The sequence below is a fragment of the Halobacteriovorax sp. RT-2-3 genome, assembly GCF_047085075.1.
Lineage (GTDB): Bacteria > Bdellovibrionota > Bacteriovoracia > Bacteriovoracales > Bacteriovoracaceae > Halobacteriovorax_A.
Genome location: NZ_JBKIYF010000001.1, coordinates 600,237 through 623,299, shown reverse-complemented (window position 1 = coordinate 623,299; position 23,063 = coordinate 600,237). Strand labels below are relative to the sequence as shown.

Annotated in this window: 16 protein-coding genes; 10 read left to right on the top strand and 6 right to left on the bottom strand. The window is 36.4% G+C overall.

The annotated features are described in order from the left end of the window. Positions 1-208 precede the first annotated feature (208 nt). Together ACMAYX_RS02810 and ACMAYX_RS02805 are read left to right on the top strand one after the other, a co-directional pair. Positions 209-1,936 carry a DUF6178 family protein gene (locus ACMAYX_RS02810; protein WP_412469645.1) on the top strand — a complete coding sequence of 576 codons (1,728 nt, stop codon included), beginning with the start codon at positions 209-211 and terminating at the stop codon, positions 1,934-1,936. Between the two features lie 128 nt (positions 1,937-2,064). Then, positions 2,065-2,562 carry a hypothetical protein gene (locus ACMAYX_RS02805; protein WP_103217464.1) on the top strand — a complete coding sequence of 166 codons (498 nt, stop codon included), beginning with the start codon at positions 2,065-2,067 and terminating at the stop codon, positions 2,560-2,562. A 29-nt stretch (positions 2,563-2,591) separates the two neighbouring features. Here the strand turns inward: ACMAYX_RS02805 and ACMAYX_RS02800 are convergent, their stop codons facing one another. Both ACMAYX_RS02800 and ACMAYX_RS02795 read right to left on the bottom strand, forming a co-directional pair. Next, positions 2,592-3,392 carry a LysR family transcriptional regulator gene (locus ACMAYX_RS02800; RefSeq protein WP_103217463.1) on the bottom strand — a complete coding sequence of 267 codons (801 nt, stop codon included), beginning with the start codon at positions 3,390-3,392 and terminating at the stop codon, positions 2,592-2,594. A gap of 3 nt (positions 3,393-3,395) precedes the next feature. Next, complete coding sequence (locus ACMAYX_RS02795) at positions 3,396-3,833, bottom strand: HesB/IscA family protein (RefSeq protein ID WP_103217462.1); 438 nt, start codon at positions 3,831-3,833, stop codon at positions 3,396-3,398. 117 nt (positions 3,834-3,950) lie between these two features. On the opposite strand from ACMAYX_RS02795, the gene ACMAYX_RS02790 reads away from it, so the two are divergent. Further along, positions 3,951-5,693: a M61 family metallopeptidase gene (locus tag ACMAYX_RS02790; RefSeq protein ID WP_412471519.1), complete on the top strand. Its 1,743-nt coding sequence runs from the start codon at positions 3,951-3,953 to the stop codon at positions 5,691-5,693. On the opposite strand, the gene ACMAYX_RS02785 is transcribed toward ACMAYX_RS02790, so the two are convergent. Beyond that, entirely contained in the window at positions 5,690-6,262 is a 573-nt protein-coding gene (locus ACMAYX_RS02785) for a 4'-phosphopantetheinyl transferase family protein (RefSeq protein WP_412469644.1), read from the bottom strand. The genes ACMAYX_RS02790 and ACMAYX_RS02785 overlap by 4 nt on opposite strands. 51 nt (positions 6,263-6,313) lie before the next feature. Here ACMAYX_RS02785 and ACMAYX_RS02780 point away from each other — a divergent pair, with 51 nt between their 5' ends. Continuing rightward, positions 6,314-6,472, top strand: a complete 159-nt coding sequence (locus tag ACMAYX_RS02780; RefSeq protein WP_158246831.1) for a hypothetical protein — start codon at positions 6,314-6,316, stop codon at positions 6,470-6,472. Positions 6,473-6,551: 79 nt separating this feature from the next. Beyond that, positions 6,552-8,726, top strand: a complete 2,175-nt coding sequence (locus ACMAYX_RS02775) for a glutamine synthetase III (protein WP_103217459.1) — start codon at positions 6,552-6,554, stop codon at positions 8,724-8,726. A 36-nt stretch (positions 8,727-8,762) separates the two neighbouring features. Here ACMAYX_RS02775 and ACMAYX_RS02770 read toward each other — a convergent pair whose 3' ends face one another. Then, entirely contained in the window at positions 8,763-9,506 is a 744-nt protein-coding gene (locus tag ACMAYX_RS02770; protein WP_103217458.1) for a glutathione peroxidase, read from the bottom strand. A gap of 353 nt (positions 9,507-9,859) precedes the next feature. Here ACMAYX_RS02770 and ACMAYX_RS02765 point away from each other — a divergent pair, with 353 nt between their 5' ends. Both ACMAYX_RS02765 and ACMAYX_RS02760 read left to right on the top strand, forming a co-directional pair. Continuing rightward, positions 9,860-11,938 (top strand): hypothetical protein, encoded by a 2,079-nt coding sequence (locus tag ACMAYX_RS02765; RefSeq protein WP_412471518.1) that lies wholly within the window; start codon positions 9,860-9,862, stop codon positions 11,936-11,938. Positions 11,939-12,095: 157 nt separating this feature from the next. Beyond that, on the top strand, positions 12,096-12,923 hold the full coding sequence (locus ACMAYX_RS02760; protein ID WP_103217456.1) for an SAM-dependent methyltransferase: 828 nt from the start codon (positions 12,096-12,098) through the stop codon (positions 12,921-12,923). 15 nt (positions 12,924-12,938) lie between these two features. Here the strand turns inward: ACMAYX_RS02760 and ACMAYX_RS02755 are convergent, their stop codons facing one another. Continuing rightward, positions 12,939-14,717, bottom strand: coding sequence for a S41 family peptidase (locus ACMAYX_RS02755; protein WP_392991674.1), 1,779 nt, complete (start codon positions 14,715-14,717; stop codon positions 12,939-12,941). A gap of 334 nt (positions 14,718-15,051) precedes the next feature. Here ACMAYX_RS02755 and ACMAYX_RS02750 point away from each other — a divergent pair, with 334 nt between their 5' ends. From ACMAYX_RS02750 to ACMAYX_RS02740, 3 genes are read left to right on the top strand one after another with little or no spacing between them, the layout of a single operon-like run. After that, the gene (locus ACMAYX_RS02750) at positions 15,052-15,723 is read left to right on the top strand and encodes a hypothetical protein (RefSeq protein ID WP_103217454.1); all 672 of its coding nucleotides are present in this window, start codon (positions 15,052-15,054) and stop codon (positions 15,721-15,723) included. 23 nt (positions 15,724-15,746) lie between these two features. Beyond that, positions 15,747-16,832 carry a hypothetical protein gene (locus ACMAYX_RS02745; protein WP_103217453.1) on the top strand — a complete coding sequence of 362 codons (1,086 nt, stop codon included), beginning with the start codon at positions 15,747-15,749 and terminating at the stop codon, positions 16,830-16,832. Next, positions 16,829-17,845, top strand: coding sequence for a hypothetical protein (locus tag ACMAYX_RS02740; protein ID WP_412470709.1), 1,017 nt, complete (start codon positions 16,829-16,831; stop codon positions 17,843-17,845). Before ACMAYX_RS02745 ends, ACMAYX_RS02740 begins: the two co-directional genes overlap by 4 nt. Here ACMAYX_RS02740 and ACMAYX_RS02735 read toward each other — a convergent pair. After that, on the bottom strand, positions 17,832-22,718 hold the full coding sequence (locus tag ACMAYX_RS02735; protein ID WP_392991678.1) for a hypothetical protein: 4,887 nt from the start codon (positions 22,716-22,718) through the stop codon (positions 17,832-17,834). The two genes, ACMAYX_RS02740 and ACMAYX_RS02735, sit on opposite strands and share 14 nt — an antisense overlap. Positions 22,719-23,063: the final 345 nt, after the last annotated feature.

Below are 23,063 nucleotides of genomic sequence, written 5' to 3'. Positions count from 1 at the left end.
TAAACCAATCTTATCACTTCATATATCTAAATTAAATAAGTTATAGGGGAAATAATATGACGAATATCATGTTTTCGTGTTAGAAGGTGTTTTTCTTCTTAATATTTTTAGTAATTTACTGTATCGCAGTACAAACTTTAGATTTAGGTTAACAACTTAAGTTAAATAGCTTAAATTAAAGGCTTATTTGACAATATTGGTGGACAAAATGAGCGACAATAAGAAAGACAATAAGAGTAATAATTTAGCGACTACTGACGTTATTTCTTTAATTCTTAAAGAGTCTAAGGCCTATACTTCGATGGAGTTAGTTAATAGCTACATCTCTAAAGGAGAAAGCCTTGAAAAGCTACCTGTTCAGCCACTTTATGTCTCAATTAAGGCCCTGCCTGTTGAAGTCAAATCTCACGCTCTTAAGCTTCTGTCTAAAGAGCAAAGAGAAACTTTCTATGATATTGACCTTTGGACAAAAGATGAACTTGATATCAATGAATTCACATCATGGGTAAGTACAGTTGCTAAGTGTCCTGATGAAGAAATTCGTTATGAATTTGTAAAATCAGATCAGTTCATTTTATTTCTTAAGGGACGCTTCAATGTTTGGACTTTCGATGTTGAAGATCCTCTCTATCCAGATGATCACGACAACTACTTTCTAACTGAAGATAATCTTCTTTTATTCGAATTTGATGAAGATAATGAAGTTGTCGATGAAGTACGCCAACTTATCAAAGACCTTTATACTGAAGTTGGTGTTGAAGCTGCTTACCAGCATCTTTTTAAAATGATTTCTGAAGACTATATGATCTACAATGAGAATCAGTATCAAGATAAGAAAGAAAGGCTAAGAGACTTTGGCTTCGTTGATTATTTCGAGGCCCTACAAGTGGTTAACCCATTTCCTTCTGTTGGCCATATTGATTTATTCATTAACAAAAAACAGCCTCTAACTGGTAATATTTCGACAAAAGGTAAACTTCAAACACTTCACCAAAATTCGATTATTGCCTTTGAAAAGAATGCTGCAAGTATTCACGAGGAGCTGAATAAGGTTCAAGATGAGAAGCGCTTTAGCTACCTACATTTCAACTTTATTCGCATGCTTAATGCAAGTATGGAGTACTATGGGGTTTTAAAAGATGGCCCTGTTGCTATGACTCGTATTGGGAATCAGAACCGAGAATTAATCCTTCTTGGAATGTCTTATATTAAAGATATCCGAAACTTTGCTGATGAAAGTATTTTTGAGTACTTTGATTTTACTGATATTTATAAGATTGGAAATTCGCTCATTCGCATTCTGCAAAAGGATGTGAAAAAGGCGCTAAGAAATCATCTCTTTGAAGATACTGAAGAGAATTTTTTAGGTGCTTCTTTTGATTTATTTCTAGATGATTTCTTTAGTGATCTTGTGAAGTATCGTGACAATGACAATAAGATTGTTGTTGTTAACAATGTTGAAGTCTGGAGAAAGTTACAAAGCAAGTGTAAGCTTCTAATTGAGTTGATGCCTTTTATTAAAACACTTAAAGAGACTTATTTATCTCTTAAAGACGATGGCATGCTTTCTGATAACTTCTATTTAAACTACGATATTAACTCAATTGATTTTGAGGCCATCATCCTCTCAACTCTTATTAACTACAGTCTTGATAAGTTTGACAAAGATGACTCTCGCAAAATGGGTGTTTCAATTGAAGAGTTTAGAGAATTTTCTAAGAAATCTAACCTTAGCTCAGGTATTTTTCAAAATGATTACATTACCCAAAAGGTTGCAGGCTTTGCTCAAACCTTTGGACTTGATCAAATTGAGAATATTAATGAGTATATCCTGAAAATATTACACGACCATTTAACGGGTTACGAATTTGAAAATCTTCGTGATGATGAGTTTAAGCACGTTGGTGGGCCTATTATTTTTAACACCTTAAGTTAGTCTAATACGTGTTATTAGTTATGGCTAATGTTTGAAGAATTGTCTTTCTTACATAGTTGTAAAATTTTCTCTCCCATTAACAAGTGATTAATGGCAATATGCCGTATCAATTTGAGAGGGAGATGAATATGAAATCATTGATGAAATTACTTCTTTTAACAGTTGTCACAACAACATCACTAATGGCCGCTCAGGTTAAGCTTGTTCATATCACAAATGACGAGGATCAGAGCTTCTATCATCTAGGTGTTAACGTTGATGAAGAAATGGGAGAGGTGACATCAGTCTATAAAAAAGAATTCTCTGATAAGGGAAAAATCATTGGAAATGAAACATATTCTCTCGAACAAGTGATGAAAGGTGTTGTTCTTGTAAGAAGAAGCGATCGCGATGTTGTTAAGATCACTGTTAGTAACTTAAACCCTTCTGATGGTGGTGATATCGAAATCGATACTCTTTATAGTGGAGTAAATGATAGTCGTAAAAAGTATTCTGCATCTGTAGAAAGAGTTGGTGAAGATTGGCTCTTTAATTTTGAAAATAGAAGAACTAAAACTCTTCATTTCATCTCAAACAAAGTATTCCTAATTGGTGTTGTTGGAATCAAAGACATCAAAAGAAAATAAAAAAAAGGCGAACTAAATGTTCGCCTTTTTTATTTCGTATTTAAAATCTTAATAAATTCTTTTAGAAATGCCGGTTGATTCTTGTAGCTTAAAGTAGTCATATAGATATTCATATTCTTTAGTCCACTTACTTGCTCTGTCGTAAAATTATCGTGCTTCGATAATGTATGATCTGGTACAACAGCAATCCCCACACCATGCTTTACAAGTGCCTTGATACTCTCTAGAGAGTCCACAACGATCTTCTTTGGTGGCGCCTTTGTTGATAATTTATGAAGGTGGTCAAGCTCACTAAAAACAATCCACGTATACTCGTGAAGCTTCCTCTTATTGATTACTTCATTTGAGATGATCACAAATTTTTCTTCAAATAATTTTAAAGATGACGTTAGGTCTGATTGGAAATTATCTGTTGAGAAGATAATATCGTATATACCATCCTCAATCCCACGTCTAAGTGCTGGGCTATCGGCAACGTGAATGAAAATATCTCTTTTATAATTCTTTGCATACTTTGCAAGGATAGGGTTAAACCAGTTAACTAGTAGTCCATCAAGAATCCCGATATGTACAGGACGCTCTTGAGTGGTTTCAAAGATATTACCAAGGCTATCTTCAAATTGGTCGATAGACTTTAGAAGTTGCTTGGCCTTCTTTGTTAAAATAACTTTCTTACTTGAACGAATAATAAGCTCTTCATTCATCGATTCTTCAAGGAGTTTTACTTGTCTTGAAACTGCTGATTGAGCAATCTTCAACTCTGCGGCAGCTTTTGAAAAGCTTAAGTATTTTGCCGTAAGAGTAAACGCCTTTAGGTAACGATAGTCCATTGCTTACAGGGCCTCTGCCTTAGGAGGAATCTTTGTTTTATCTTTACGCCAGAATTTGCCTTGGAATTCTTCTTGTTGCTTATTAGTTACAACAAAACCTTCTTCGTCATTGATATAATTAAATTGGTAATCAATTAAAGTTTCACCAAGATAAAATGCCGTAAATGGATCAATAATAACTTCGATATCCATACAAGGGACAGGAATTAGAAAATCATCATCATTTAAGTTATGGAACCCAATTGAATACTTAAATCCCTCACAACCTTTACCACTAATAAGGATTCTTAAGTACTTTCCTTGTAGTGTGAAATCATTTTCAAGCATAAGATTGAGTTGATCTTGTGCTACTTGAGTAAAAGTAAGTTGTGGTAGTACAACTTGTGAGCGGTCAATATTATAATGCTCAGACTGCTGTGCGTTGTCAGATTGATTTTCCATTAGATTTTCCATTAAATTGTGTTGTTAGAGGGCTTTTAGCAATTAAACGAATCCTTTTCAAGAGGTTTTTCTTGAAATAAATTGGTAGAATACGAAAGCTTATGAAAGGAGCGATAAATGCTTAAATATATAATCGATATTCCAAATCCCCACACTCACTTAGTTAATATTTCTTTAGATGCAGTGCTGGATGCAAATTCAAATGAAGTTCGCTTCTTTATGCCTTCTTGGTCGCCAGGCTCTTATTTAATGAGAGAGTACTCTCGTCATATTAAAGAAATCAAGGTTGAAGATTCGAAAGGACAACGTCTTTTCCATGAACAAGTTTCAAAGAATGAGTGGAGAGTTGATCTTACTCACCCAAGTTTTAAATCGACTTCATTTGGTGAAGATGGAAAAATAAGAATTGCCTATAGTATCTATTGTCATGAATTAACTGTGCGTACTTCTCATGTTGATAACACACATGCCTTCTTACATGGGCCAAGTGTTTTTCTTGGCATTGAGGGGCAAAGTGGTAAGTCACATGTAGAAATTAAAATTAATCCACTTTGGTCAAAAGTAACAACGGCCTTAAAAGATATTTCTGAAAAAAGAGATCATTTTATCTATGAAGCGCAAGACTTTGATGAGCTTCTTGATACTCCAATTGAAATTGGATGCCATGAGACTTATGGTTTCATGCACCAAAATAAAGAACACCATATTGCTTTCTATGGAGATTTTGCTCATGCTCAATCTTCACAAGAAGTAATGGATAAGCTTAATGATGATATTAAGAAGATCGTTGAAGAGACTGCAAAGATAGTAGGGGACGAGCTTCCTTACGATCACTATTATTTTATCACTCACTTAAGTCCAAGTGGCTTTGGTGGACTTGAGCACTTAGACTCGACGGTACTACAATTTTGTCCATTCCATTTAGCAAAAGAGAAAGGCTATAAAGAGTATATGGAACTTGTTGCTCACGAATACTTTCACCTTTGGAACGTAAAAAGAATTCGTCCAGTTGAGCTTGGGCCATTTGATTATAAAAATGAAAACTACACTCGTATGCACTGGTTAACGGAAGGGATGACTAGCTTTGTTGATCAGCTTATCACTTATCGCAGTGGCTTCTATTCTCTAAAAGAATACTTAGAGTGTATGAAGAAGAATATTAACAATTACCTTGGCACTCCTGGGCGTGGTTATCACTCTCTTGAAGATTCATCATTCAATGCCTGGATTAAACTTTACCGTGCTGGTGAAAACTTTAAAAACTCATCTGTTAGCTATTACCTAAAAGGTGGGCTCGTTTTCTTTATTCTTAATACACTGATGAAGAATGAAGGAAAGGGAATCAACGATCTTGTTCGTGCTCTATGGGCGGATTATAAAGAAAGACCTGCTGTGGGAATTACAAAAGAAGGCTTCTTCGAAATCCTAGAAGGACTTGTTTCTAAAAATATTAGCGATGAATTTAGACTTCTTGTTGAAGGTGTTGAAGAAATTGATTTTGAAGATTACTTAAAGCGCATGGGTGCTAGTGTTGAGTGGACAACTCCTAAGCTAGATATTGGTGCAACAGTGGCCGAAGAAGGTGGAAAGCTTATCATCAAGTCAATTCGCCAAGAAAGTTGTGGGTATAAAGCAGGACTAAATGCAGGAGATGAACTTATTGCTCTTAACTCATTAAGACTTGATAAGAAGGCCTACGATACAATGGCCGAGATGTATAAAGAAAATGATCAAGTTGATTTCTTAATTGCTCGCACAGGGAAGTTGATGACTTTAAGAGTTACTCTTGGAAACGGTCTTAGAGAGATTAAAGAAATTAATATCGAAGATGAAAAGAAATTAGAAAGCTTTTTATTTTAATATTCACTCAGGGCAAGCTTAAAGGGCCTGCCCTGATATTTCTCTTCGATGATTTCATAGACAAGCTTATTGTCCTTGGGCCCTTTAAGAACTCCCTTTTCTAAAATCTCAAAGTCAGTTAAGACCAATATCTTCTCATTTTCATCATCATGAAAAGGTGAGTAGGCCTTGAAGGCCGCTTCCTTAATACACCAGATCTCAAGAGGAGAGTGTATATTTAGTTCTCTTTCATGTGAGACAAAATACTTAAAAGTTCCTTCACGCATTTTTCGATCAGACCACTCAATATCAATACCGACTGACTTAACATCTTTATTTATGCATAGCGCACAAGCCGCAAGCTCTTTCGTATGACTAATTGAGACTAGCATATTGTCATGATTATCTAAATGTAAGTGATTGATAATAGATATATCTTTAAGGCCAGTTAATGAAGATAAACAATAACGACTCAGTCTAAAGTCATTGCGCTTGTCGGCCATGAAGCCTTCTGGTAGCTCCTCTTGGCCAAGGTATAAAAATGTACTTCGCATGAATTTTTTGTTGCTCATCAGCATTTCTTTTGCCATTATGCTCTAATATTAAGTCAATTAAATTAGCCTAAACTTTTGGAGTTAGCAATGTTACCACCGGATGCATATGAAGCAATCGTAAAAATGATCTTTGTTTTAATGGCAGGATGTGTACTTTGTATGTCCAAAATCAAGGCGGCCGAAATTGATCATAATCAGGTGTTTAAAACGCAAGTTTACTCTCAAGCAATCACAATCAAGAAATAAATTTTCATTGGACACAAATCCTCTTTAGTCCTTATAATATAGGGAGTTATCCATCTATACTGCCACGGAGAGGAAGTAAATGAGTGTCCCAAGTAATCTAATTCAAGGTTTAAATTTTCTACGTCCCAGAGACAAATCAGGTAAGCACCAAAAAGTAACAGACTACTATGGTGAAAATACGTTTGATATTCAAACGGCAGAGGAAATCCCTGATTCAATTAAAGAAGAAATTAACGAGGCGATACATTCAAACTCTCATATCTCTAAGGCCCAGGCCGAGATCGTTGCAAAGGCCGTTACAAAGTGGGCCCTTGATAAAGGTGCAACTCACTTTTGTCACTGGTTTCAACCTTTAACTGGATCAACTGCTGAAAAGCACGACGCTTTCTTAGATTTTGACTACTCAACTGGAAGACCTATTGAAAAGTTATCAGCGTCTCAGCTAACTCAAGGTGAGCCAGATGCATCTTCTTTTCCAAATGGTGGATCTCGCTCTACTTTCGAAGCTCGTGGCTATACTGCTTGGGACTTAACATCTCCAATGTTTTTAATTGGTACAGGTGAATCAAAAACTCTTTGTATCCCAACTGCCTTTGTTTCTTATCACGGCGAGGCCCTTGATATGAAGACACCACTTCTTCGTTCAGTTTCGGCCCTGGGTGAAACTGCAAAGAGATTCTTTCACCTATCAGGTGAAACGAATGTTAAACGAGTCATTGCAACTTGTGGTGCAGAACAAGAATATTTTTTAATTGATAAGAATTACTATAATTTAAGAGAAGATCTTGTGATGACAGGACGTACTCTTTTTGGAGCTCCTTCAACAAAGAATCAACAATTAGATGATCACTATTTTGGGGCCATCAATGAGCGTGTGCTCGCTTTTATGGAAGAGCTAGATTATGAACTTCATAAACTAGGAATTCCTGCAAAAACTCGTCATAATGAAGTTGCACCAGGACAATTTGAGCTTGCTCAAATCTTTAGAGATGCTAACGTTTCAGCTGATAATAATCACATGGTAATGGCCATGATTGAAAATGTGGCCATTCGTCATGGCTTTGTTGCGCTTTTACATGAAAAGCCGTTTGCCGGTATCAATGGTTCAGGAAAGCACCTTAACTGGTCACTAGCAAGTGATACGGGAATTAATCTTCTTGACCCAGGAAGTGAACCACATCAAAACTATCGTTTCTTGGCTTTTACTTCTGTTGTTATTGCAGCAGTACATCGCCATGCTAAACTTTTAAGGGCCGCAATTGCTTCTCACAGTAATGATCACCGCCTAGGTGCTAATGAGGCCCCTCCTTCAATTATTTCTGTCTTTACTGGTTCAACAATTGAAAGAATCTTTAAAGCAATTAAAGAAGGTGAGGAATTCTCTCCTGAGTCACAAACGATTCTTGATCTAGGTGCAGGTGCACTTGCTAAGCTTCCAAAGGATAACACTGATAGAAACCGTACTTCACCATTTGCATTTACTGGAAATAAATTTGAATTCCGTGCCTGTGGTTCAGACCAATCAATTGGTTTTCCTCTGACAATTCTAAACGGTGCCGTAACTGCAGTTTTAGAAGAAGCAAATAATCTTCTAGAAGCAAAGATTCGTGATGGTGTTTCTATCGATCAAGCACTCCTTGATATTTGTCACACATTTATCAATGAGTCTTGGGATGTTATTTTTAACGGTGATGGCTACTCTCAAGCGTGGCTTGAAGAAGCCCAAAAAAGAGGACTTCCTAATTTAAAAACAACAGCTGATAGCTTAAATGTTCTTGTCGATAGACAAGAGACAGCATTTCTAACGAAGCATGGTATTTATCGTGAATCAGAACTCGATACTCGCTACAATGTACTTCTGGAAACATATATCACGAAACGTAATATCGAATTTGGTACTCTTTCAAATATGGTTAACCAATTAGTTATCCCTGCGGCACTTAATTACAAGGCCAAGTTAACCGCATCAATTGCTGCTTCAAAGGCCATTAAAGTCGAAGCGTCAGTAGAAACAGAAATTCTAAAAGATCTACAATTCTCTTTAGAAGCTGTTTTTGAGCAAAATAGAAATCTTAAGAATGCCTTGGCAGGTTTAAGTGATGTACATGATGAAGAAAAAGTGGCCCATTCATTAGCTTATGAGTTAATGCCTATTAGTGAGATGATTGCTGATCACTGTGGACGTCTTGAAAGTATTATTCCGGATGATTTATGGCCAGTGCCAACTTATTTTGAAATGTTATTTTTGATTTAATAATGTAGAAGGCCGCCAATAGGCGGCCTTTTTTATTTAAAGCTTTCCTTGCTCATTTAATTCTTCTAATTTATCTCGTCCACCAATTCTTTCTCCATTGATAAAGATTTGTGGAACCTTCGTTTGCCCAGTGATAGCAAATAGTGACTGGTTAGAAGTATGTTGCCCAAGTATGATCTCGTTATACTTATGCCCTTTTTCTGTTAGAAGCTCTTTAGCGCGGTGGCAGTGTGGACAACCTGGACGTGTGATAATAGCAATTGCCTCTGGTGCTTTCGCCTCTGGGTTTAAGTACTTAAGCATTGTATCAGCATCTGACACTTCAAATGGGTCACCTGGTTTATCAGGTTCAATAAATGATTTTTCAACAACACCATCATTTACCACCATCGAGTAGCGCCACGTTCTTGCCCCAAATCCAATATCAGACTTATCTACTAATAGTCCGATTCCTTTAGAGAACTCACCATTTCCATCTGGTAAGACACCAATTTCATCTGCATGTTGATCTTGTATCCAAGCATCCATAACAAATGCATCATTTACAGATAGGACGTAGATAGCATCAACACCTTCTTTTTTTATTGCACCAGCAAGCTCATTGTAACGAGGAAGGTGAGTTGATGAACACGTTGGTGTATATGCACCAGGTAGTGAAAAAACCACAACTCGCTTACCTTTAAATACTTCATCATATGTTAGGTCAACTAGGCCACCATCTTTAAAAATTTTAAAAGAAGTCTTTGGAACCTGCTTTCCATCAATACTTTCAAATGCCATTATAATTCTCCTTGTTTTTGTTTAGTTTACTTAAGTTGACCATAGCAATAGGTCATCACTTTTGTCTTGTCTTTATTATCGGCACTATCTCCTAATAATTCTATTAAATTAAAATTAACTTAAGATAAGTAAAATCTATTAAAAATTCTGGGTAACTATTCAAAACTTGATGAATGACAATAAATAATAAGAATTTCTTGCGTCGTGTCGAATAATGAACGTAGAATCCCTTTTAGGCTAAAAGAATCTGTATTGCACGTTCGTTCCCGTTTCTTTTCCGCTAGTGAGCCTTGGGTATTGGGTAATCACTAAAGGGGGACGTGGTGAACTTAAAAAGTAATACAGAGGACAGAGTGAAGAAAACACTTATTCTCTTAATTTTCACATTTTTATTTAATACAAAGACGTCGATTGCTCTTGCGCAAGATGATGTCGTTGAAGCTGTTACTTTTTCTAATTTTTCGGTTGATAATCATAAATTAGAAACAGAATTTTCAAGTACGGACTTGGCCGATATCTCGCCAATTTACCGACAAATCTATGATAATTACCAGGCCAATTATCAGGCAATAGGTGATCGTCTAAGTCATGATGCCAATGGCTTCTTTGGTGGAGTTAATCTTGTCGGTTGGCGCCATGCTGGAGATTTTCATGGTTTTAAAGTTCTCTTTAACCGAAGTGCGGCACCTTCCTTATTTGATGAAGATCGCTACCTCGTTAATGATGAGATGGTTATTGAAATTTCAGCTAGAAACTTCTTAAGTGCACTACAACAAAAGGGGATCATTAATATATCTCCATCTGTCTTAAAGTCTTATAGTAATCTTTCCCTAAAGAGAACAATGAGATTTAATCACTTTGCAAATAATGTAGAGGATGCACTTCAAACAAAATTTGATCGTCTCTTTTTTATGTATAAGTATTTAAGGCCGGAGAATTTTTCTAAACTTGGTGATTATGATTTTATCAAAAAGGAAGATGCGCTTACATTTGCTGCTGGTGCAGCCGCCACTGCTTCTTATCAAGGAATTGGTGTCGCTGCTGGTGCTCTTGCAAAGTACGAAAGAAAATCAACTGTTGAGATTCAACGTCTAGGGCCAGCTGATAATGCTAAGGCCAATGAGATGATTCGATTAAGCGCTGAGGATTCAAAGTTAATCTCTGCAGGTGCCAATATTACTTTAATGGCCGATTTCTTAAATCTAATTAGACTTACTTTATTTCGTTATGACTTTAATTATAGCTTTGAGAAGTCATATAAAGCATATATGTCTTTATATGTTGATGATTTAAACAATAGTGAGAAATTAAATGAGCTTAAAGGCGTTGTGCGTTTTGGTAAATTTAATTACTCAACACTTGCGAGTAATATTACTTCTTATGAAAACCGTAAGAAGGAATTAAAAGAATCGAAGTATCTTGCTTTCATCATTGGTGGAGTAAAGAACTCTCAAACTGAGTCAACTGAGGTTGTTAAGGATGGGAGAGTTTATAAATTCTTCTCTCATCGTTATGAAAGACTATCTTATACTCAAAATATTTTCTCTAAATTACTTGGGGCCGTCTTAGGTAAGCTTATTGGTTACGATCAATTAGTTTCTAATGACCGTGTTGAATCGAAGAAAGTGAATATAAATTATCAGTCAGAAGAAGAACTGATTCATGCTAGACGAGACTTTGATATCTTCAGCAGTAACGTATTTACGATGACTTTTGATCAGCAAAGTAAGGTTAATAAGGACTATAGTTGGGCAGTGTCAAAGACAGAAGATAAAATGAGGGATCTTGTTAGGGCCCGTACAAATAGCTATGGAAACTTTGTCTCGATGTTTGATAATTATCAAGTCCGAGCTCCGGCGGAATTTACATCAACTATTACGATGGATAATTCAAATATAGCTAATTTTTTAAATCGTAATTCAGATGAAATCTACAATGTCTTCAAAGAAGCGTGTGGAGGAAAATCGAAAAATATTTTCGTGAAGCTTCGCTCACTATTTAGTAGCTGTCGTCATAAATTATATGACTCGTATGCAGACTTTTTAAAGGAGTGGTCGACTGGCAATTACACTTCTGAGATTAAAAAGAAGTGTGAGAAGAAGTATCGTTGGAAATATATTTTTAGGCCATCTAAGAGAAGGTCAATGATTGCAGCATGTATGGAAATTGGTTCTAAACAGTTATTTGCAAAATATAAGCATGAACTACCGCTGTGGCGTTTTAAAGATATTGCATATAATGTAAATAATCAGATTAAAAATGATCATCTTTTGACACGTCTATTTGGATCACATCCTAATAAAGGTAGTGTAAGTGCAAATTTAAATGGGAATATTCCTTATCAAAACTTCTACTCTGAAGGTGTTAATAAAGAGAATATTTTTACGCAGTTTCAAATTAAAGAAAATCTAAGATCACCAGCATCTTTATAAGATGTATAACGTTGTGGACGCCCTTGTTTTGGGCGTCCCAATTTCTTGGCATTTTATGCCACATTTTTAAAAATCGAGAAGATGCCTATTTATTAGAATTCTATTAAGAAGCCAGTTGTTCTATCCCAAGCTATCTATTCATGCTACTATAGCTTTTATGAACACATTTTACTTATTCTTCTATCATCCAAAACTTAAAGATCTTCTTTTAGAAGAAATTAAGCTAAAGCACCCCAAGCTTCACCTAAGCTTTTCTAACAAAGAGTTTGTTAGCATGAAGGGGCCAGATAATTACGAAACACAGCTTATTAAAAAGCCTGTTGCCTTTGCACGTAGACAGGCGACTTTTATCGATAAATATAATGAGATCCCTCTTGATGGTGAGTATATTCGAGTGGGGGAAAATCAATTTTGGCACTTTGATACTATTATCACTCCTGTCGATACCTTCTCTTTAACGGAGAGTGAAATTTCTGATGAGGTTCCTGCTAGGGCCTATCATAAGGCGTGCCAAGCATTTAGGCTTTATAAAGAAGAGATTAGTGCGCAAGATCAGATTGTGGAAATAGGAAGTGCTCCAGGTGGAATCTCATACTATGTCCTCGAAAAAGGGGCCAAGCTTGTCTCAGTTGATCCGGCGCTTATGGATCCAATTATTTCAGAAAAATTTGGAGATCAATTCTCACATATTAAAAAGAGTGTCTTTGATGTGACTAGGGCACAGCTACCAAAGCACTGTGACTGGCTCATTTCAGATTTAAACTTGAATGGAGATTTAAATACGAATCAGTCGCGTCGTATAATGGACTTTTATAAGAATATTAAAGGTGCTTTCTTAACTATTAAGACACCTGTAATTAATGATCTTAAAAAGGTTGATGATTGGATAAAGGTATTTACTGCTGATAAGAAGTATGAAGTCTCTGTCTGTCATCTTCCTTCGCATCGAAGAGAAATCGGAATGTTTATAAGGCCACGCAAATAGCGTGGCCTATGTTTTTTATTGGTTTAAAACTTCAATTGCTTTTTCAATCCAACCTGACATGTAATTAGTTAAGTCTTTCTTTGTCTCAACATAATTAATATCGGCCTGAACTGGAACGTTTTCAGAATTTAACTCATAAGCAGAGTCAATTCCTAAGAGATTACCAAATTGGTGACCTTCAACACCGTATCCAAATAGCATATTTGGGATCTGTGTTGAAAACACGTTATAGCGGTCCTTAAATTGCGTGTTATACACGTCATTTGAGCGGTATCCTGCACCAGTACCGTTTGCATGAGTACCTATTAATTTCGCTCTTTTTGAGCCTTGCAGTAGAATACTTGTAATATCACACGCTGAAATACAATTTGGTGAAACTAGAGCAACGATCTTTCCATCATATCCACCTACTTGTGGGTCAGCTGTAATATCAATATTCTGAGTTGCACGAGAAAGCATTCTTCCTTCACTTGCAGCTTCAAAGAAAGCATCAGATTGCATTGTCCAATCACTTCCATCAATGTCTTTAAAGATTTCTTCAACACCGTAGTACTCAATTAGTTGTCTCATATAACGAGTAACTGCTGAGGCCCAAGTAGCATTTGGGTATGTTTTATCTGCTTCTGTTAGCATAGAAAGAAGTTGAGCAGGGTAGCCACCATTACCACCACCATTATTTCTAATATCTAAAATAAGATCTAAGTTTTGTGCTTTAAAGAATTTAATATTTTTTCTAAGTGCTTCGATAAAAGAAAGCTGCTCACCTTTAAAGTATACTGTTGATACTGAAAAAGAGTTTACCTGCATATAAGCATATGCTTTTGCATCTTTAAGAATTAGAGCAGAGTGAACGATAGGGCTTCCACCACCATTTGCTGATGTCCAGTTTTCTAATTCAATAGCACCTTTTGGAAGGCCTTCTGGTAAAGTATCTACTTTTAGACTTGTGTCTTTTACAAAAGTTCTCTGTTGATTATCCCATTTAAAACGAAGCTCTTTTAACTTTAAGAAACCTTTTTGATCAAGGTAGAATGAAATATCTTTCTTTCTTACGATACTAGTATCACCAGAGTAGTATAGAGGTAGGCGAACCTTGTGAGTCTCTTGTGTTTTTGCACTTCTAAATTCAATGTCAAAATATGGCCTTGTTGGAAATAGAAAGTAGCGCTCAATTAACATTGCAGCAGCTCTTGATCTTGCAAAGGCAGGACTTGATGCGTCAATGTAAGGCATAAGTGCATCAATTGCATCACTTACTTTTACACCGTCAACACTGATTAGCTCATCACCTAATTCGATCTTATTAATGTAGTAGTTTTGTGTTTCAATAACTGATTTTTCAATAACCTTACCGTATTTTGAGGCAATGATTACTTTTCCGCTAGCTTCAACTAACTTTGTATTAAAACCTGATACAATCCATGGAGCTGCAATATGAGTACTTAGTCCAAAGTGTGTATCTTGAAAGTTAGCAATTAACTTTCTTGCACGATCGTAGAACTCCATATTACTTCTTGCTTGTGAAACAGCATCATCAACGTCAGCAATTGTTTGCTCAGCTTCAATTGCTTCTTTAAATATCTTATCTCCGTCAACACCGATGCGCTTCTTCTTCACTTCCCACAGGGCGTATTCAGCTTTTGTTTGCTTGTATAGATCTGTAATAATCTCAACTCGATCGATTTGATCGATGTACCAGAAATTCTTGCCAGAAAAAGCAGATTTATTAATTTGCATTCCATAGCTTGAAACGGCCATGAAACTTAATAGTAGTAGGGACATTATTGTCTTCATTGGGCTCCTTTTGTGAATGGAGAAAAATAGCAATGAGGCCTGCGCAAGTCATGGTACTTGGCATTAATTATTGAAATTATTCACACTTGTACAAATTCGAAAGGTAGCACTATGACACTAATAATTATTGCAAATAATATTTTTTTGACGGAAATGGCCAAAAATGTTGTTAGAAATTGAATAAGATTTCTCATGGCCCTTTCTAAGCGCGCAATTTTATAGGTATTATTAGTGCGCAGGATGAAATTGGGGAAATTTTAATAATCTTTTGAGATTTTACTGATGCTTAAGCTTATTCCTAAGATGTCCCCATCAACTCTAACAGGAGAGAGTAATGATTAGACAATTAGCTGTTTTGCCAGGTGTTATTGTTGGAACGGGGCGCCGAGTTAAGCGTATTTATCGCTCGGAACTAAGATGCATTAACGAACTTGATGAATTACAAGAGTTTCAACAACTCGCTTACCAAAGAATTGGTGTTAAATTTCCTTTAGATTTTCTTGCTAGAAATAAGACATTTGCTCTGTTTAATAAACACGGGCTAATGTGTGGTGGTTTTACTTTCGCACTAGGTAGTGATTCTCGTGTCGTAAAAAGTTTACCTGATGATGCCCTAGCAAAATTAAAAAAAGATGTTCCAGATTTTGAAAATGATTTATTCGAAGCCACAGCACTTTGGATGTCACGCTATCAACGTTGTCGACTGCTAGGAGTTTACTTCTGGCTTATGATGTATATTGAAGCATCACGCATGGGACGTAACTTTTATATTTATGCATACTCAAGTGCCAAGCCAAAACTTGGTGAGATCTATAATACAATACGCCCGTTTAGACTTTATAAAGGCTATACTAAAATGCTACCTGGTATGAGTGAGCCTGATGATGAAGTTATTGAGTATGGAACAATGATGAATGTCCATTTATCATTTGGTCGCATCGTAATGTTCCTTTTAAAGAGACTACTAAAAGCTCGCTCAATTAAAAAAGTTAAATCTTATAGCTAGTCTGGCTAGCAAGGAGCGTTTGTATGTTGACCTTGGAAGAGGTCGTTGCCCCTTACTCACATATTAGGCTGGCGACTAAAGAAGATAACGAAGGGATCTTAAACTTTTATAAAGATATTCATATGGAAACTGGTGATGAAGCATTGTCATTTGATCGTGGCAGTGACTTCTTCAAGTTTTACGAAAGAAAAGGAAACCATTTCTGGACCTTCTTATTTCTAAATGAAGACTTAAGTATTTGTGGTGTTGGTACAATTGTAAGACACTTACGATTTATCGATGGTGACTATCGACCTGTTGCATATTTTTGTGATTTAAGAGTTTCTCCTCAAGGAGGAAGAAGAGCAAAGGTACAGTGGCGTAAATGTTTTGCTGATGTCATTGCTGCTCTTCCTAAATTGGCCGAAGATCTTCGATGTGAAATGGCCTACACCGCGATCTTATCGGATAATGAAAAGGCCATAGCTTCCTTAACAAAGGGAGGGCGAGGTTATAACTACCGCTATATCAATAATTATCACGTCTATTCTGTTGTGATTCCTGCAGTCTTTAATCCAACGTTTTTTGATGTAAGAGAAATCCCTTTTTCTGATTTTTCAACTTTCTATACACAAGAGGCCCATGAGTTAGACCTTATGGAGGAGCTCGATGATCAAGAAGGTAATGCCTATTACGGTGTATTTGATGGCAGTGATTTAGTCTCAATCTTTATGATTGCCAATCGCGATCTTGGACGATCTTACAAGCTATATAACTTAAAGTTTGCAAAGAAGTTTTTAACTAATATTGTTGAAATGATGGGAAGGCCCAAAGTTGATAATGGTATTTTAAAAACCTTAGAGGTTCAATACCTCTGTTTTAAGTCTGCTATGAGTAACGATACAAAAAAAGATATCATATCTGCTATGATTAAATATTTAAAAGATTCTCATCTGTTGAGTCATTATCATATCTGTAACTTATATACGGGACAGGATGAGATTCACTTCTCGCCACTAATTGACGGCGTTGTTGTGGAAAGCACAGGACATATGTTTGAAATTCACAGTGATGAGAATCAGGGCCTATGGCCTAAGAGATCTTTTCGTTTTGAAGGAAGTCTTCTGTGATATGGCCTTTTAATATTATTTCTAAACGTTACTTTGGCCGTGACTGGGTAGGTGTTTGGTATGAATTATTAAAAGAAAGGGGAGAGAACGATCAATGTGTGATTGGCCGTGCTAAGTGGCATGACGGTAACCTTCTTTCACCAGAGTACTTTGAATACTCTCATTCTCTGATGGATGGAAGTGCCTCAATTCCTTATTATTTAACTCAGCTTGGAGCAAAGAGAACTCCAGTCTATTCTAATTATCATAAGAAAATATCTTTTTGGAAACATCTGATGCTTGCTTTAAAAGCAAAGGATATTTCACCTGCAAGTGCTCCTGATTGGAAGGAGAAAAATGATAATAGACCTAAAGATAATTATGAATTTGAGGTAGGCGTTCTTAACCATGAGGAAACTAAGGCCTTTAATGATTTCTTAAAGGAGAAGAAACTTTCGCAAAATGTTGTTCTTCTAGAATTAATTAATCACCACGTTTTTTCTCTCATAAAAGATGATGCACAAGAGTTAAGATACTCATGGCTTCTGCCAATTAATATTAGAGGGATTGTAAATAAGAAGAGTCCTTACGAGAATCATACTTCTTTTGTTCAACTACGCTTAAATGCGAACTCTGATTATAACGAAATTAGAAATGGCTTTTCGCAAAAAGTAAAAACTTTAAATCACATTGGCCTATGGTGGGTTCATCATATTGGTGTTTTATTTGGCCGTAATTACATGGCAAAACTTTCACGAAACTCAGCGACTAAAAATTTCTGGCTAGGAACATTCTCTAATATTGGCGCCTGGGATGTTAGTGATGAAAGTTATAAATCTCTTGGTCAAGATGAAGTGTGGTTTGCAACGACTCCTGGATCTAAAAATTTTCCAGTAGGAATTGTTGCAATGGAGTTTAATGGCCAATTAAGTCTCAGCTTAAAAATTCATCCTTATATAGCAAAAGATAATAGAGGAGCGGCCAAGGCACTCCTCGCTAAGATTATTGCTGATATTAAATTTAATTACAGTTAAGAACTTGAACAGCTGGTGTTGAGCCTTGTAGCTCAGCTGCCACGTTGGCCGGTAGACAATACACGTGTGCATTCCACTTTAGACCTTCTAGGAAATAATCCACTCGACCTAATTCATTATCATTGTCAGTGTTTTGCATGAATCGCTTAACGTTACCAACACCAGCGGCATCTGCATCTGCCAGTGTCTCTTCTGGAAGTCCATACTGTCCATGAGCAAGACCAAAACCAACATAACCATCAGCACACATGCTCTGCTGACATGCAACGATTGCTAACTTTTCACGATCTTTCATATGTCCTGTTAGTGGTTCAAAATCTGAATCTGGTAGATTTTGAAGCTCACTTGATACAAAACGATTTGTATATGCTGATACGTTCGAATAATTTTTAAGCTGACACTTGTTATTTTGCGGATTGATATAACCTGTACAACATAGATTAGCATCATCACCGGCCTGCATCTGTGTTCCCGCTGGCATACAACAAGCAAACTCATCACTTTCAAATACTGGCTTAAATTCGTTAGCTTTTGATAGTGGCTCGTAGTCAAGAGTATCTGCAATCATATAACCGTCAACACCATATTCAGGAGCTGCTGTATCATCACGGTAAATAGGTTTACTACATTTGTTATCACTCATATCAACTACACCTGAGATATGATCTTTAATAACAATATTTGGAATACCTGTTAGTTCAAAATATCCAAGCCACTTTGTGATATCTTCACCGATTGCGTCTGGAATATCTACTAAAGAACAACTTGATGTATTTTGCGCTTGAGTTGCACTACAGTTTTGCTTTGACTGATCAGCGTAGTTGTAACATTTGAAATCTTCAAGTGAGTCCTGGCCGTGTGCTTGCATTTTATTTGGTCCCCACTCATGGCCACCACCATTAACTTCTTTATTGAAACTACGAACCCAGTTTTCGCTACAGCACATTTTCTTTCCATATGTTGAAAGTGCTTTAAATTGTGAGTAGGCACTAGCTTCTGGAATTCCTGCATCCTTTGTGGCCATCGTCATTGTGTTTAGCCCGTCTGTTTCTCTCTCATATTCTGTTAGAACATTTCCTGAGAAGCGTGTTGAAGTTTTTGCTCCAATTTCTGCCCCAGGTACTCTTGTAAGATCAACACCATCACTATTTGTGATTGTTGAATCATTTGAAATTGGTCTTCCAAAGATATCAAGAGTAGGGACTTTAAATGTATTTCCCATTTGAGTACAGCAACGATTATTTCTTATGTCATAGTCATCATCACCAACACGTGCTGGTTGTGAACATACTTGTTCTGTTTGCCAGAAAGAAAGTTCATACTGACTTGTGGCCGTGATTAGATCATCGATTGATACACCTTTTGTATTATCTGTTACAAATTTAGAAGCTGAACAATCTAAATCTGTAAAACAAGTTGAACCTGGTGCTCTTAGACATGCATTAACAGGTAGTGCCTGTGAGTCAACATATGGTGCATCTTCATCTTCAAGATCTTTCAGTAAATTATTATTTGTCAGTCCATTAAAAATCTCTAAGAAGTAAGTACTTAGGTTTTGAGAACGAGAAAGAAGTTGTAAGTCAGATGTTCTTGTACTCACATTATTAATGCGGTCAAAGGCAACATAGTCTCCTGTCGTATCGAAAGTTGGACAGCTTAGGTAAGTATTAAGATTCACATTATTTTGTAGATCTGTAACAGTGTTCCCCATATTCCCAATAAAGTCTGGTACTAGAACTGATTCGCGATCCATTGAAACGACAACATCTTCTAGATTTGCATCACGTCCAGGAAGGCATAGTCCCTGAACATTATTAAGAAGTAGATTCTTCTTTGCATTAGAATTAGGTGCTTCATTACCAATATAGTTAAATGGACGGCCAAGTGCTGGTGCTTCAAGACCTACTGTTGAAACAAGATCTTCATCTGAATCAACTTGACCATTTTGAAATGCTAGGGAAGTTGCCTTACGAGAAAGACGATTGTTGAACTTTTCATTATTGGCACCTTCTAGTGGCTGACAATGATTGTTGAATGAACAACCGTGAAGTCTCTTCGAACCGACTGTCGTGTAAGATTGAGACGAGTTGTTCACATTATTATATTCTGGTAGACAAGCTGCTCCACGTCCTCTGTATACACATCTTTTAACTCCACCAGAAAAAGTTCCACTTAAAGATAGTAGACGATCAATATCACTTTCTTGTGGGATTTCATTTCCGTTAACGTCAAAATTTGGAAAAGGTGACGATAGAGTTGATATATTTTCACAAGCGTAATCCCAACCTAGAGCTGAGACACATTCATTATCTGTGTTACAGGCATGAACCTGCTGGCAAGTTGCACCATCTGTTGCATAGTCAGTAGTTGGAATATTTGAACTACCATTAATAACTGAATCCTGTACTGTTACAGAGTAGCTGTTTTCAACAGTTTGATCTGCAAACTTAGCATTAATTGCTAAGAATAGTTTATTACTTGTGGCCTTAATTCTTCTTTTTGAACCAACTGCGAACCACTTGACTCCATCAAATGATCCAATAACAGATCCGTAGTTGAATCCATACCAGTCGCGGTCATAGCCATTAGCAACCATAAAGTGCTGTGCCTTCATGCGATTTAATCTTTGATCTTGCTGATCTTCATATGGCTGATGAGTCCAAGCAAGCATTGTTGCTGGTACAAAACAGGCACGTCCAAATAAAAAGTCATCAGAGCGATATTTTGTTGTTTTTGTACGCGATGATGTTGTTAGGTCCGGTTGATATCCTGCTGGGCCATTTATAAATTCATTTGAAAGATACTTTAAACTTGAAGCGTAGTAATCATTTCCACATGATGAACAACTAGAGTAGTTTCCACCTGAAACGAAGATATCATAAGTTATACCTTCATTTACTTGGATTTCTTTTGCTGCTTTGGCAGCTGTACTTGTCAGATCAAAGCTTCCATAAATCTCACTAAAACCAACGTAATCCGTTAGATTGTTTGGCTTTGACTTATCACCGTTAGCATAGGCAAATGCTGTTCCTTCTTGAGCAAGGTTTGGTTCAAGAATAACATCAGTAAGCGTTAGGTCTTTTTTAGAAACACCATTGCTGTCAAAATACCTTTGCGGGGCCGTCTTTGCAGAGAGATAGAATGATTGTTGTAAAGGAGCTTGTGGTTGATTTGAAACTAGGTAACATTGGTAGTTTACAACCACGTCATTTGTATCTCTTACTTCTTCTAGTGCACATTGAGAAAGTGAACATTTACAGTATGTCGCAATCTCTTGTTGAGCAGCTTCTTTTGAAGTTAGAATGGTAGGATAAGTGCTAAGGTCTACATAAAATGTAATCTTAACAGTCTGTGAGTCCTGAACAATATAATTGTCTCCAAAGACAACTTCATTGATTGATCCAATTGAAAGTGTCCATGAAGAATTCTGTGTTCTTGTGACTTCATCAACTTGAACAACTAGCTTATTTCCTAAATTTGCATAATAAGGAATTTGGAATCGTTGTGTACCAGGGTAGTGGTCTGTTGCCATCCCTTCATTTTGTCCCTGCTTATATACTTTATAACATTGTGCTTGGAAGTTATTGATTCGTTTACATGAAACATCAGTATAGGCATCAATCTCTAAGTTCTTGTACTTATTCGTCTCACTATATGGAGTTGTAATTTTAAGTTTTGTTGTATCTGTTAAGTTGTCATTCTCTCCTGATATTGTCACTGTTCCAGGAACAATAGCAGCACCTTCTTTATAGATGATTCCATTTTGATAACGTACTTCATGAACAGAGTTTGCAAAAGGCTTTGTTCCTTTATAGGTAGAAGCAAAATTTGTATCATCAATATTTGTCTCGTAGTTTTCTTCTAGATCAGTACGAGCACCTTCATAAATTGTTGTACAGATACCTCGCTCACCATCAAATGGAGTGGTACATTGAAATAGTTGCTTTAGGCGATTAAAGCGAATGGCCGCTTCTTCATCTGGCGTATAATCCTCATCTGGGTCAGTTCCAGGTACAGAACCTGTCGTACAGATATTATAGTAATTTGGATAGTTATAGATAGCAGATGGGTTAAGATCAATCTCATTTAAAACAGTACTTGGAATATTCTGTGTTTTTTCCGATAAATCCTGAACACATTGTCCATTAAGACAACAGTAGTCACTACCATTTCCACTACATTGTGAATCTTGTGAACACAAATTTCCTGTGTCAGGTGTTCCTATATAAGTGAAGAATAGTTTGAAAGAAATATTATTTCCAAGGGCCGTTGTAAGGTCATCCCCTGAACTTGTGGTTAATAGAAGTGAACTTGACGTTGTTGTTATATTTGAACAAGTTGGACAAATTTCATCAATATCGTATTTTACTTTCGTTGAATTTAGGGCCTTACCTACAATAAATGACTGAACATCAATATTGTCACAATAGCTCTGAGTAATAGACTTATCAATTGAGCGATAAGTAAATCTTAAGAAGTATTCTTTTGAATTCTCTGAAACGTTAATTGTGTATTGTGGAAAACCAACTGCCACTAGTGGTGTACCACTCTCAATACCTGGGAAGTTAACGACAGCACAGTAAGTCTTATTAAGATTTACTTTCACATAATTATGAATTCCACGGCCCCTTAATGTCAGCTTATCATCAAAGTAATTATCCAATTCAAATACGCCATCATAGACATTACCTGCATATTGAATATAGGCCCTTGAATCAGCGAACGTTGGATCGTTGATCTCTGTTTCCACACCATCGTTTTCACTGCTAGATGTAGAGCGATTATTAGCTGCCTGAGGTACGCATGAACTTGCCATCATAAGCATTAGCGTAAACATCAGAATGAATTTAAACTGTTCCGTGTATTTCTTCATTTACTATCCCAAATAGTTATCGTCTCAATCACGTAACTACTTAAGATTAATATAAAGTAAGGTTAAAATATGCCGCAGTAAAATCATAATAAAATGAGTTATTAGGAGGTTAGAGCTGAAAATCTCTAAAATCCATCTGAGCATTTGACTCAGATACTTGGCAATGGCCAAAATTATTTATGTTGGCCACAATACTTGTCACTTTTGGTGTTCATCTTGCAAGTTGGTTTTTGGCCCCAAAAATGCTCATAGACTAAGCTAAGTTCGTGTAAATATTTAAGATAGACAGAAATTTAAACGGCTTAGAGGCCATTCTCTTTAATAAACTTTAGAAATCGCTATTCT